Here is a 12,616-nt window from a genome sequence, read left to right on the forward strand (position 1 = left end):
GGGCCCCTGGCTGTCCCTGCACCCAACTGACCGGTAGCGGGCTGCACGCACCGCCTAAAGCCCGGCGGCCGTCGCGGCCCCGTGCATCCCTTTCAGCCTTTTTCTTCGCGCAGCCCCAGCGCATCCGCACCCACGCAGCCCAGGCGGCACGCCGCTGCGGGGCTGTCCCTGCCTGCCTGGCGCACGCGGGGTCGGGTGCAAGCTCTCCAGCAAATTCCCCCTCCCTTGATCACTTGAACCGCCGCCCGCTGGCAGGCTCTTTTGTGCCACTCAATTTTTGTGCTTGGTGTAAACCACTATGCATTTACGATGTTTTATGCATAAAAATAACTTCATGCACCAAGTCTTGCGGCTTGAAGAATTCCCTTCAGGCCGCCATCCCTTTCAACTCTCCCATCCCCTTGAAGGAAACCCATGAAACTGATGTCCTACTCGATCGCCGGCCGTGAAACCTGGGGCGTTGTCGTCGCCGATGGCGTGGCAGAACTGGCGGTGCGCACAGGCCACGCCACGCTGGCCGACTTCATCGCCAGCCCCGACTTCGCGCGCCGCGATGCGCTGGTGGCCGGGCTGGGTGCCGATGCGAAGCTGGCCGACGTGGTGTATCTGCCCGTGATCCCCCGCCCCGAGAAGATCGTCTGTGCGGTGCGCAACTACATGGACCACCACCAGGAGGTGCTGGCCGCCGGCATGCACCGCGAACTCTCCGAACAGCCGCCGATCTTTTTGCGCGTCTGGCGCTCGCAAACGCCGCACCAGGGTCCCATCGTGCGCCCGCACGTGTCGGAGTCGCTGGACTGGGAGGGCGAGCTGGCCGTCATCATCGGCAAGGAGGGGCGCGATATCAGCGAGGCCGATTCCTGGGCGCACATTGCAGGCTACAGCTGCTACAACGATGCCAGCGTGCGCGAATGGCAGTTCCATGCCAAGCAGATTGCATCGGGCAAGAACTTCGAGTCCACCGGCGCCTTTGGCCCCTGGATGGTGACGGCCGACGAGATCGCTCCCGGCCGCGAGCTCAAGCTGGAGACGCGGCTGAACGGCGCCGTGGTGCAGTCCAGCCACACGGGCCACATGATCTTCTCCATCCCGCGCCTCATCGCCTACGCCTCCACCATCTTCACGCTGGTGCCCGGCGACGTGATCATCACCGGCACGCCGGCCGGTGTGGGCTGGAGCAAGAAGCCCCCGCAGTTCATGAAGCCCGGTGACGTGGTGGAGGTGGAGATCGAGGCCATCGGCCTGCTGCGCAACCCGGTGGTCGCGCAGGCCTGAGCTTGCCACTCCCCAGATCCCATCCATCCACCACCAACGGGTAGAGCACCAGGCCCCAAGACGGCCGCCGCCCATGGAGACAAGCACCATGAACAGAAGACACCTGCTGGCTGCCTGCAGCGCGGCTGCCCTTGCATGGCCGGCATTGCCGGCCCTGGCCCAGGCCTACCCGGAGCGGGCCATCAAGCTCTACCAGGGCTTTGCGCCCGGCGGCAATGCCGACGCCATCGCCCGCGCGGTGGGCATGGAGATGGCCCGTGCGCTGGGCCAGCCCGTGGTGGTGGAGGCGCAGTCCGGCGCGGGCGGCACCATTGCCGCCACCACCGTGGCGCGCGCCAGGCCTGACGGCTACACGCTGCTGCTGGCCACCGGTGGGCACGCAGTGGCGGGGGCGCTGTACAACACGCTGCCCTACAAGTCGGTGGCCGATTTTGAGATGGTCTCCACCGTCACCTACTTCCCTTTTCTGGTGGTGGTCAACGCCAGCGCCAAGGTGCAGGGGCTGCGCGAGGTGATCGCCAGCGCGCAGGCCGCGCCCGGCACGGTGGCCTATGGCACGGCGGGGGTGGGCTCCACCCACCACCTGGCCGGCGAGCTGCTGGCCAGGCTGGCGCGGGTGAACCTGCTGCACGTGCCCTACCGGGGTGATGCGGCGTCGCTCACCGCCTTGCTGGCGGGGGACGTGCCCTTCATCATCGCGCCACCCACGGCGGTGATGGCCAACATCCAGGCCGGCAAGCTGCGCGCCATTGCCACCACGGGCCCGCAGCGCTGGCCGGGCCTGCCCAACGTGCCCACCGTGGCCGAGCAGGGCGTGGCTGGCTACGACGTGCGCTCGTGGGCCGGCCTGATGGCACCGGCCGGCACGCCCCGGGCCGTGGTGGAGCGCCTGAACGCCGAGGCCTTGCGCGCGCTGCAGGCGCCCGCCGTGCGCCAGCGGCTGGAGGACATGGGCGGCGAGGCACGCGGCAGCACGCCCGAAGAGATGAAGGCCATGGTCAGCCACGAGCTCGAAAAGTGGCAGCAGGTGGTGGCCGATGCCAAGATACCGAAACAATGAACGACGCAATTGACTGAAAGACTTTTCGCATGACTCTGATCGCCATCCGCAAACGCAGCCTCACCATTGAAACGATCTACCACGAAGGCGGCCCGCCAGCGCAGCAGCCGCTGCGCGTGGCGTCGGCCTGCGCAGTGATCCACAACCCCTACGCCGGCCGCTACGAGCCGGACCTGCTGCCCTTCATGGCCGAGCTGCGCAGCCTGGGCACCCTGCTGGCGCAGGAACTGGTGGACACCCTGGGCAAGGAGAACGTGCAGGCCTACAGCAAGGCCGCCATCGTCGGCGTGAACGGCGAGCTGGAGCATGGCGCGGTCTGGCACGAGGCGGGCGGCTGGGCCATGCGCCAGGTGCTGGGCGAGCCCAAGGCCATCGTGCCGGCGGCCAAGGCCGTGGCGGCCACGGGCTACCGGCTGATGGTGCCGCTGCACTACATCCACGCGGCCTATGTGCGCAGCCACTTCAACAGCACCGAGGTGGGCATACAGGATGCACCGCGCCCCAACGAGATTTTGTTCGCGCTGGTGATGGCCGATGGCGGGCGCGTCCACTCGCGCCTGGGCGGGCTCACGCGCGAGCAGGTCTCCGTGCACGACGGGCAGCGCTGAGCATGGCGGCACACACCACCATGACGATGAAGGCCGTGCAGCTGCAGGTCACTGGCGGCCCCGAGGTGCTGTCGCTCGTGGACCTGCCCGAACCCCAGCCGGGGCCGGGCGAAGTGCGCGTGCGCGCCCACGCCATCGGTGCGGGCGGGCCGGACGTGCTGATCCGCAACGGCACCTACAAATGGATGCCCCCGCTGCCCGCCGTGCCCGGCAATGAGCTGGCCGGTGTGGTGGACGCCGTGGGCCCGGGCGTGGTGCGCCTGGCCGTGGGCGAGCGCGTACTGGTCAGCGCGCGTGAGCTGCCCCAGCGCGGTGGCTGCTATGTGCAGGCCATCTGCGTGGACCAGGCCGTGCCCTTCGTGCTGCCGGCCAGCATTGGCTTCGACGACGCGGTGAGCCTGGGCAACTTCCAGCTCGCGCTGGCGCTGCTGGCGAGCAACGGCAACCTGCCGGCGCATGCCATCCTGGTGCCTGGCGCGGCCGGCGGCGTGGCCACGGCGCTGGCGCAGGTGGCGCGCTCGCGGGGGCTGCGCGTGATCGGCACGGCATCCAGCCCGGAAAAGCGCGCCTTCGCGCTGGAGAACGGGGTCACCGACCTCGTCGATGGCGATGACGTGCAGGCCCTGCCGCAGCGTGTGATGGAACTCACCGGCGGGCGGGGCGTGGACCTGGCCTTCGACCATGTGGGTGCGGCGCTCTTCATCGCCTGCCTGCGCTCGCTGGCGCCCTCGGGCATGGCGGTGTCGTACAACATCCTCGCCGGCCCGCCGTCGAGCGACGTGTTCGACGAGCTGCGCAAGCTGCTGGCCAAGAGCCTGGCCATCCGCACCTTCTCGATCCACGCGGTGGATGCCGACATCGCACAGCGCCGTGGCCTGATGGAGCAGGCCATTGCGCTGATGGCCAGCGGCCAGGTGCGTGCACCGCGCGCCATGCGCCTGCCGCTGGCGCAGGCCCGCCAGGCGCACGAGCTGCTGGACAGCGGTGGCACGCTGGGCAAACTCGTCCTCATCCCCTGACCCCATGGAGGCCGCCACCATGAACCCACCCTACAGCGCCAACCTCTCGCACTGCGGCATCTTCTGCCGCGACCTGGAGGTGATGAAACGCTTTTACACCGGCGTGTTCGACATGCAGGAGACCGACCGGGGCGAGGGCGTCACCTTCCGCTTCGAGATCGTGTTCCTGAGCGGGCGCGACGACCAGCACCACCAACTGGTGCTGGCCGGCGGGCGCGGGGCCGAATCGCCCAGCACGGTGATGCAGCTGTCCTTCAAGGTCAAGACCATCGACCACCTGCGCGAGGCGCGCCGCCGTGCCCTGGCACTGGGCGCGACCAAGATGCGCGGCCTGAACCACGGCAACGCGATCTCGATCTACTGCATGGACCCCGAAGACAACACCGTGGAGGTGTACCTGGACACCCCCTGGTACGTGAGCCAGCCGCACGGCGACCCGCTGGACCTGGACCAGGACGACGAGGCCATCTGGGCCCAGACCGAGCGCGTGGTGCGCACCGATCCGAGCTTCATGCCCGTCTCGGAATGGGCGGTACGCTTCGCCCAGCGCCGCCAGGCCTTGCAGCAGGCGGGGGGATCTGCGCCGGGCTGAATGCCTGCAGCCTGCCAACGGACTTTGGCTGCGCGTACCATCGGGCCACTTCAACGTGGCAAAGGATGTCGTTCGTGCACCGATTCAGTTTCAAGGCCATTCTTGCCGGCGTCGTGTTGATGCTGGTGCTGTTGCCAGCCATTGCCTATGGGCTGTGGTACCTGGCCTCGTGGTGGTTCCAGGCCCAGGGCGGCGGCGATGCGCAGATGGCGCAGGCGGTCACCGAGTTCCTGGATGGCAACCTGGGCACGCTGGCGCTGCTCCTCGTGGGCGGGGCCATGTGCATACCGGGCGGCTATGTCACGGCGCGGCTGGCACCGGCGCACCCTTATGCCAACAACCTGGTGGTGGCGGGCCTGCTCACCGCCATATCCATTGGCCTGGCCATCGGCACGGGCTCGGGCTGGGACTGGTGGTTTGACCTGGCCAATGCGTTCTTCACCGTGGCGGGCTGCTGGTTCGGGGGCTGGCTGGTGGCGCGGCGCGGCCGGTGAGCGCATGCCGCAGCGCGAGCGCCTGGAGATCAACCCCGCCGATGGCAGCCTGACGCTGCAGCCCTCGGGGCGCGTGGTGGGCAAGGGCCTGCGCAGGCAGGATGTGCAGGCCTTGCTTGCCGAGTTCTTCGGCGGCTCGCACGAGCATGGCAACGGCTACGCCTGGCTGTCGTTGCACGGCTTCGACCTGGGTGGCAAGCCGTGCTGGCTGTCGCTGGGTTTTCACGAAGGGCTGCTGAACATGGTGCTCATCGGCGTGGGCCTGCCCGGCGCCCAGGAGGAAGACGGCTGGCCCACCCAGAAGGCCATCGACAACGAGATCGCCTTCGTGCGCCAGGCCCTGGGCAAGCAACTGGGCCGCCACTTCGGCAACGGCGATGTGACCTTCCCCTGGGGCACGGCATGGAGCCGGTTCGATCCCAAGGGGTTTGCGGCCAGCGCGGGCCTGCGCTACTGCTGAACATCGGTTCTTATTTGCCCAGCAACTGCTGCTGCGCCGCCTTGCCCTTGCCACCCAGTTTCATGGCACCCAGCGCCGCTCTGGTGCTGCCCGGCAGGGCCAGGCCATGCGCCAGCTGCAGCTCCAGCAGCAGTTCGAGCAGGGGGGCCTGGTCCTTGCGCCAGGTGGTCATGGGCTCTTGCAGCATGGCGCACAGCAGCGCAAACACCGCCGCTGGCATGGCCGCATGCGCCTGGGCTGCGGCCGCCAGACTCTTGGCATAGCGCGGGCCCTTGACCAGAGGCGTGGCCCACAGGCGGGCCAGCGTGTCGCCCAGGGCCGCGAGGTCCAGACGGCCATCGTGCACGCCCAGCACCAGCCCATCCACCGCCAGTGCCGTCTGCCCGGGCTCCTTGCCGGCCAGGGCCACGGCCAACAGCAGCCGGGCCATGGGGGTGAAGGGCGTGGTCGGCTCCAGCAGCAGGTCGAGGTAGGCGCGGTTTTGCCACTGGGCCTCCCACCAGTCCAGGTTGTTGCCCACGGTGCGTGCGGCTTCGGCAAACAAGGGCTCCAGGCCCGAGGGCAGCAGGCTGGCCGCAAAGCGGATCGGGGCCGCCTCGTATTCCTTGGACCAACGCGTGTCCGGCAGGTGCTTGGCGCACAGGGCCAATGCGGTGTGGTGCGGCCGGCCATGTGCCTGCGGCTGCAGCGCAGGCTCGTGCGTGATGTACAGGTGGTGGAAGGTGTAGCCGCCTTCGCTGGCCTGGCTGACCACGTGCCAGTCGCAGCGCGCATGCAGCGGGCCGCCGGGCCCCAGGTCGCCGTAGGCGGCCAGCGTGGGGGCGTCGTCCGCCTGCGGGGAGCGGATGCGCGCAGCAGCCAGGAACAGGGGGCGGGCCGCTGCATCCTTGGGTACCTTCGCGGTGTCGTCGCCCAGTGCGTAGCGCAGGGCCTGTACCAGCGGGCCCGGGTCCTTGATGCCTTGTGCTTCGGCCAGCGCGGCATGGGCTGCATCCGCGTCCATTTGCGCGGGCACCAGGCGCATCAGCGCCAGCACTTGTTCGGGCATGGGGGCTTGCACCCCGGCATACTGGTGCGCCTGGATGCGCGCCAGCAGTTCGCGCGGGTCGATGAAGCCACCCCGGTGCGTGGGGGTGGACAGGGGCGTGAGGCCTTGGCCTGCGAGCGCCTGGGCGATGAGGCCCTGCACGCGCGGGCCGATGAAGTGCTGCGCGCGGCTGGGGATGTTGCCGGGCACATGCATCACGTCCCCTGCCGTGCCTTCGCCCTGCAGCGCGGCCGCGAGGATGCGGGCCAGTGCGAAGGGCAGGGGCCGGGTGGTCCACTCCATCTTTCGGGTGCGCTTCTGCAGCGCGAGGAAGGCGGCCTTGTCCGAGGCTGCCATGGGCGCCATGCGCACCAGCGCCCCGGCCACGCGCTCCCATTCGTCCACGTCGGCCGGGTTTTCCAGCGCATAGGCCATGCGTTCGACGACATCGGGGATCTGGTCCAGCGGGGGCAGGGCGCGGCTTGCGTCCAGCGGCGAGACTCTGCGGGGCGCTGCTGCTGCCGGCGCGGCAGAGGTGGCTGCAGCCTGCGGCGCCTGCGCCTCACCAGTTAGCTTGGCCAGGGCCGGCCGGTTCACCGCCGACACGAAGGGCAGGTAGCTGCGCGCGAGCTCCTGGCCCGCCTCGTTCAGGCCCCAGGGCCCCAGAAAGGCAATGGCCTTCTTCTGCACGTCCGCGCCGGTGTGCGCCAGGGCCTGGGTGGCAATGGCACTGGCGGGGTGGGCCAGCGCGGGTTCGTTCTTCGCCACCAGGCCCAGCAGTTCCAACGCGGCCAGCACCTGCCCTTTGGCCGTGGCCGACATTGCGGGCGTGGCGGCGCAGAGCACCGCGTCACCTGTCACGTGCCCGGCCTTGTACAACGCGGCCACGGCCTGCAGCGCCATGCCTGCGGTGGGCGCGATGCGGCTGTGGCATAGGGCCAGGTAGCGGTCGGCCTGCAGCGCCATCTCGTCCACCGTGGGTGCCAGTTGTTCGTGAAAGCGCGAGAACCAGCCCGACTTGAACTGCGGCCAGTCGCAGGCCAGCGCGCCCAGGGTCTTGTAGAGCAACTGCGCGCGCGTGTACACGCCGCGCTCGCACAGGGTCAGGAAAGCATGGCTCCAGTACAGATCGGGGTCGTGGCAGTACTTCTCGCGCGCGGCGAAGCTGCCGTCGGAGCTGCCTTCGCGCTCGAACAGGCGCAGCAGCCAGGGCGCGAGCCCCGGGTCGGCGTCGAAGTGCTTGAGCACCACGTTGGATTCACCGCGCAGGTCACCAAAGAACAGGGCGTCGACGTACTCGTCGGTCCCGGGGCGCTCCACCAAGCCGGCCACGATGGCGCGGTGGATGTACAGCGGGTAGTGCCATCGGAAGTCGCCTTGCAGCTGCTTGTCGATCGGCACGGTCGACAGGGCGGGCTTGAAACGTGCCTTGAAAGCCGGAATGTCCTCGATGCCGATGTGCATCCAGTAGTCGCACAGCGGATGCTCCGGCTCGCACAGGAAACGGGCCAGATCGATGGCGCGGAACAGCCGGTTGGCCTGCGCCTTGTCAAAGGCCACGCGCAGGTTCAGCGGGTTGCGCTGGTCGGGCCGCAGCAGGCCCCAGCGCATGTGGGTCAGGTGCGCCACGGCGGGCCGGGCGGCAACGCGCTCTGCCGGGCCCATGGCGGCCAGCAGGTCCATCACGGCGGGGATGTCGCCTGCGAGAAGGCTCTTTTCGAGTGGTGTGTCGTAGCTGCGGTTGTCGTCGGTGCTTGGCATGGGTGGGGTGGGGTCGGTTCAGTTCGATGCGGCTGCCGCCTGCGCAGCGCATGCCGCCAGCACATGCTTGCACGGCCCGCGCTCGCCCTGGTGTTTGGCAAACCAGGGGCAGGTGCAGCGCAGCAGCCCATCCACCTCGCGCACGCGGTAGCTGACGTCGGCGCTCTGCACTTCGGCATCGAGCGGGGTGGTGGACAAGAGGCGCACGGCACCGGCCTGCAGCAGCGCGCGGGCATCGGCCAGGCGCGGGTTCATGTCGTCGAGCTGGGCCAGGTCCATGGGCAGCACGCGGTGGAAGTAGGCGCCGTGCACCAGGTCATAGCCCACCAGGCCCGATGCGCCCAGGAGCTGCAGGGCTCGGTCCACGTCGGCCGCCGGCCACTGCAGCGTGGCCGCGAGCTCATCGCTGCGCAGCGTGTCCTGCCAGTGCAGCTGGGCGCGCACGGCGCTGGCGGGGCGGCCTTCATCGGCCAGCACCAGCGCCTGCAGGGCCTGGCCCTCGCCCGAGAAGCCGCGCCACACCTCGGCGCTGAGCACCAGGGTCAGGCGCATGGCGCCGAAGTCCAGGCACCAGGCGCTGGCCTGCTGCTGCGCGTCGGCAAACAGGGTGAGCGTGCGCGCCTTGGGCAGCAGGGTCTCGAGCACGCGCAGCCGGCTGCTGTCGGTAAAGCGCACGCCGCTGCCATCGTTCTGCGCCGTGGTGCGCAGGCCCTGGGGGCCGGCCACCACCCACAGCGGGGTCTTGCTGGTCGATGCCCGGGGCAGGCCGCGCACAAAGCGCAGGGCCGGGATGGCCCCCACCTCGAACACCTTGCGCATGGCCGCCTGGTAGCTCTGCACGGCCACCATGCTGCGCAGCCAGCGCAGGGGCAGCTCCACCTTCTTCTCGACCACCTGCGTGCCGGCGGTGTGCAGCGTGAAGGCCGCGGCTCCTACCGACAGGGCCAGGCCATCGGCATCGCGCACCTGCGCCAGCGCGGCGCGCATCGGCGCGTTGAAGTCGATGTTGGTCGTGCCCTTGCCGACGATGTCGCCCGCGTAGGCGCCCGGCTCCATGTCCACCCGGATGTAGGTGCTGCAGCAGGCCGAAAAGCCCTCCAGCCGCAGCATGCCGCTGCCGGCCGTGACCACGGGGTCGGCCAGCGCCACCGCCTTGGCCACGCTGTTGGCCGGTGTGAAGAAGCGCGAGCCCACGAGCAGGTGCACGGCGCTCAGCAACTGCGCGGCCAGTTGGGGCTGGTGCAGCCGGCCCTCGAAGAAATGCGGGTGCGCCGCCTCGCCCGGTGACGAGGTGGCCAGCCGCAGGTGCGGCGCGGCGCCCGCCAGGTCCACGGACGAGGGCTGGGCATAGCGGTAGGTGTGGGCGAACTGGAGCATGGGCGGCCGATTCTGTCTTATTTGCCCAGGCGGGCCTCCAGGATGCCCCCTGTCCATGCATGTTGTGTGCTTGCCAGCCTGCGGCGCCTGCGCGCAGTACATTACGCGGGCCAACAACCCTGAAAGCGTCTACGGTGAACCGAATCAACCCCAAGGCCCTCATCGTGGGCACCTCGCTCCTGCTGGCACTGTCCATCCTGGCCGGTGTGGTGCTGGTATCCCTGCAAGGCCTGCTGCTGGCCATGGAGGGGCAGAGCGAAGAGCAGATCATCCAGGCCTTGGCCGACCTGGCCGACGACGACGGCTACCTGGTCTGGAGCATGGTGCTCGGCGCTCTGGTCAGCGTGCTGGGCGGCCATGTCGCGGCGCGCATTGCAGTCGTGTACCCGTATTTCAACGGCCTGGCGGTGGGCGTGCTGAGCACGCTGGTGGGTTTCGCCTTCTGGAGCGAGCTGCCGCTGTGGTTCAACCTCGCGGGCATCGTTGTCACGCCGGCCTGCTGCGTGCTGGGGTCGCACCTGGCGGTGCTGCGCGCGCAGGCATCGGCTGGTCGCCTGGGATAGGCCAACCCCCATAATCCGTGCCAGAGGCCGTCTGCATCGGCCCGCAACAACCATCTTGGAGGAAGTGCACATGAAGGGCAACGTCGCTGCCATCGTTCTGGTCGTGCTGGGGGTGTTCTTTCTGCTCACCAACCTGGGGCTCATCAGCATCAGCCTCAAGGAGTTGCTGGTGACCTGGTGGCCGCTGGCGCTGATCGCCATCGGCGTGGCGCTGTTCTTCACGCCCCGGGAAAAGTAAGCCACGCCTGCCGCAGGCGCTTGCGTCCGCTACGATCGCCGCTCCAACAAGGGAGAGGTCATGGGTAAGAACGTGGTGGCGCTGGCGATGGCGTGGGCGCTGGCTGGCGCCTGGGGCGGGGCGTTGGCGTCCGAAAAGCCGGTCGAAGCGGTCAGCGTGCTGGTCCAGGGCGCCAGCAGCCGTGCCGGCGCCGGGGCCGAGTTGCTGGCAGACTTTCAAGGGGTGGCCGAGCCGGGGCTGTTCAACAAGGCGGACGATGCCGCCCTGGCCCTGGATGGCGCCATCGCCGCAGTCCAGCGCATCGACACCTCGGCCAGGCCCCAGTTGGCGGTCGCATCGCTGGCGTACCTGAGGGCGGCGCAGAACCTCGTGAAAAGCCTTCTTGACGCCCGCCGCAAGGCGCTGCACGCAGACACGCTGGACCGCGAAGGCGCCAAGGCCGTGACCGACTTGAAGGCCGCCAAAGACAGTGACAGGCCGGCGCTGCTGGCGCACATGGAGGCGGTCTTCGGCCAGAGCGACGAGGCCGAAGCCGCCATGAAGGCGTCGGTGGCCCGCGCGACCTCGGCCCTGGCCGAGCTGGCGCTGCGCAGGGAGCTGCTGGCCGCCCAACTGGGTTCGCCGGATGCGCTGGTGCCAGAGAAGACCCTGGCTGCGGTCAAGCGTGGCTTGCAGACAGTGCAGCCTCAAGAAGAGTAGGCCACCGCCACAGCCGTCACGGGTGTGGCGCCGCATCCCTGTCGCGCGCATCCACAAACGCCGACGCCGCTCCGAAATACCCCCGGAACAGATTGCGCGCAATGCCATGCGCAGCCACCTGCAGCTCCTGCGCGAACGCGGGCGCGAAGAGCCGGCTGGTGTGCTGCTGCCACAGCCCCACCCAGGCCGCGAAATGCGCGGGCGTGATGCCGGTCAGCTCCATGTGCTTGCCGAACACATCGCCCTTGAAGCTGCGCGCGCCCAGCGCCACCGTGCACCAGAAGTCCACCAGCCGCGCCAGGTGCGCGTCCCAGCGGCCATGCAGCGCGGCCTCGAACACGGGGCCCAGCAAGGGGTGGGCGCGCACGTCGGCATAAAAGCTGTGTACCAGCAGCGCCATGCTCTCGGTGCCGGGCTCCAGAAAGTCCTTCTCGGTCATCGGTGGCTCCTGCTCAGTGGCAACCGCATTGCGTGCTGGCACAGCCGGCCGCGCTCGCCTGCGCTTCGAAGGGCGGAAACAGCACATTGTTCTCCAGGTGGATGTGGCTGATCAGGTCGTCATTCAGCTGTGCAATGCCCGCATACAGCGCGCGCCAGGTGTTGCAGGCATCCTCGGGCGGGATAGTGTCGTGCGCCAATGCGCTCAAGCGCTCAAGCGCCGCACCGTGGTCGGTATGCTCGGCGCGCAGCACGCTGATGGGCATGCCCACGAAGGGGTTGCCGCCCGCGCGAAGCATCGGGAACAGCACGGTTTCCTCCTTGCCCATGTGCTCCAGCAGCTCTGAGTGCATGGCCTCCAGCGCATTGGCCAGGCCCGTGGGCACGGCGGGGTGGCTGCGGTGCACGGCCTCCACGCGCCGCGCCAGGCGCACCAGCTCGGGCAGCTGTGCGCGGTGCACCTCGTGGTAGCGCGCGATGATCAGGTCGATGAGCGCGCTGGCACTGGCGCCCGCCTGGGGCAGGGCATCGCCGCGCTGCAGCTGCGCCAGTTCGGCCAGCACCGCCTCGGCATCCAGCCCCCTGTCGGCCGCCGCCTGCGCCAGGCTCACCTGGCCGCCGCAGCAGAAATCGAGCTTCAGGCGCCGGAACACCGCCGTGGAGCCCGGTAGCTGCACGGCGATCTGACCGATTGGCTGCTGCGCATGCAGGTCAAAGGGCGCGCCAGCAGGGGCGTGGGCAAAGGAGGCAGGGTCACGGGCGTTCATGGCAGTCCTTTAAAGATTCATTCAATATGTTTATTTTAAGTGGTATTTGAAATGAATCTTTATTTTGACCATGGTGCCGGTGGTCTCTTTGATCTGTCTCAACCAGGCGCCATCCGGGGCCGGGCCCGGGCTGCTCAGAGGCTGAGAATTTTTTGGCCGTGTCCGAAGTGCGCGCCAAAACGCCTCGGATCTAGGCGCAAAGCACAGCCATAGCTCGGGCTATGGCGAGCATTTGCAA

At 68.8% G+C, this 12,616-nt stretch carries 14 protein-coding genes; 10 read left to right on the top strand and 4 right to left on the bottom strand.

From position 1 onward, the window contains the following. Positions 1 to 414 precede the first annotated feature (414 nt). From ASE31_RS23115 to ASE31_RS23145, 7 genes are all read left to right on the top strand, one after another. Positions 415 to 1,275, top strand: coding sequence for a fumarylacetoacetate hydrolase family protein (locus tag ASE31_RS23115; protein ID WP_057204158.1), 861 nt, complete (start codon positions 415 to 417; stop codon positions 1,273 to 1,275). 88 nt (positions 1,276 to 1,363) lie between these two features. Next, on the top strand, positions 1,364 to 2,335 hold the full coding sequence (locus ASE31_RS23120; protein ID WP_057204159.1) for a tripartite tricarboxylate transporter substrate binding protein: 972 nt from the start codon (positions 1,364 to 1,366) through the stop codon (positions 2,333 to 2,335). A 29-nt stretch (positions 2,336 to 2,364) separates the two neighbouring features. Beyond that, entirely contained in the window at positions 2,365 to 2,943 is a 579-nt protein-coding gene (locus ASE31_RS23125; protein WP_057204160.1) for an amino acid synthesis family protein, read from the top strand. A gap of 20 nt (positions 2,944 to 2,963) precedes the next feature. Next, on the top strand, positions 2,964 to 3,962 hold the full coding sequence (locus ASE31_RS23130) for a zinc-dependent alcohol dehydrogenase family protein (RefSeq protein ID WP_235514736.1): 999 nt from the start codon (positions 2,964 to 2,966) through the stop codon (positions 3,960 to 3,962). A gap of 19 nt (positions 3,963 to 3,981) precedes the next feature. After that, positions 3,982 to 4,554: a VOC family protein gene (locus ASE31_RS23135; protein ID WP_057204186.1), complete on the top strand. Its 573-nt coding sequence runs from the start codon at positions 3,982 to 3,984 to the stop codon at positions 4,552 to 4,554. Between the two features lie 74 nt (positions 4,555 to 4,628). Beyond that, positions 4,629 to 5,048 (top strand): hypothetical protein, encoded by a 420-nt coding sequence (locus ASE31_RS23140; protein WP_157412618.1) that lies wholly within the window; start codon positions 4,629 to 4,631, stop codon positions 5,046 to 5,048. Positions 5,049 to 5,052: 4 nt separating this feature from the next. Continuing rightward, entirely contained in the window at positions 5,053 to 5,508 is a 456-nt protein-coding gene (locus ASE31_RS23145) for a hypothetical protein (RefSeq protein ID WP_057204163.1), read from the top strand. 10 nt (positions 5,509 to 5,518) lie between these two features. Here the strand turns inward: ASE31_RS23145 and ASE31_RS23150 are convergent, their stop codons facing one another. Next, entirely contained in the window at positions 5,519 to 8,296 is a 2,778-nt protein-coding gene (locus tag ASE31_RS23150) for a DUF6493 family protein (RefSeq protein WP_057204164.1), read from the bottom strand. An 18-nt stretch (positions 8,297 to 8,314) separates the two neighbouring features. Further along, positions 8,315 to 9,673 (bottom strand): SWIM zinc finger family protein, encoded by a 1,359-nt coding sequence (locus tag ASE31_RS23155; protein ID WP_057204165.1) that lies wholly within the window; start codon positions 9,671 to 9,673, stop codon positions 8,315 to 8,317. Positions 9,674 to 9,807: 134 nt separating this feature from the next. On the opposite strand from ASE31_RS23155, the gene ASE31_RS23160 reads away from it, so the two are divergent. The 3 genes from ASE31_RS23160 (at position 9,808) to ASE31_RS23165 (ending at position 11,173) form a co-directional block, all read left to right on the top strand. Beyond that, on the top strand, positions 9,808 to 10,236 hold the full coding sequence (locus ASE31_RS23160; RefSeq protein WP_057204166.1) for a hypothetical protein: 429 nt from the start codon (positions 9,808 to 9,810) through the stop codon (positions 10,234 to 10,236). 70 nt (positions 10,237 to 10,306) lie between these two features. Next, entirely contained in the window at positions 10,307 to 10,474 is a 168-nt protein-coding gene (locus ASE31_RS32290) for a LiaI-LiaF-like domain-containing protein (protein ID WP_164470688.1), read from the top strand. Between the two features lie 60 nt (positions 10,475 to 10,534). Then, on the top strand, positions 10,535 to 11,173 hold the full coding sequence (locus tag ASE31_RS23165) for a hypothetical protein (protein ID WP_057204167.1): 639 nt from the start codon (positions 10,535 to 10,537) through the stop codon (positions 11,171 to 11,173). A 16-nt stretch (positions 11,174 to 11,189) separates the two neighbouring features. Here ASE31_RS23165 and ASE31_RS23170 read toward each other — a convergent pair whose 3' ends face one another. Both ASE31_RS23170 and ytfE read right to left on the bottom strand, forming a co-directional pair. Then, positions 11,190 to 11,612: a group III truncated hemoglobin gene (locus ASE31_RS23170; protein WP_057204168.1), complete on the bottom strand. Its 423-nt coding sequence runs from the start codon at positions 11,610 to 11,612 to the stop codon at positions 11,190 to 11,192. A 13-nt stretch (positions 11,613 to 11,625) separates the two neighbouring features. After that, positions 11,626 to 12,378, bottom strand: coding sequence for an iron-sulfur cluster repair protein YtfE (gene ytfE, locus ASE31_RS23175; protein ID WP_057204169.1), 753 nt, complete (start codon positions 12,376 to 12,378; stop codon positions 11,626 to 11,628). Positions 12,379 to 12,616: the final 238 nt, after the last annotated feature.

The organism is Acidovorax sp. Root217 (genome assembly GCF_001428645.1).
In the GTDB taxonomy this organism is placed as follows: Bacteria; Pseudomonadota; Gammaproteobacteria; order Burkholderiales; family Burkholderiaceae_C; genus Acidovorax.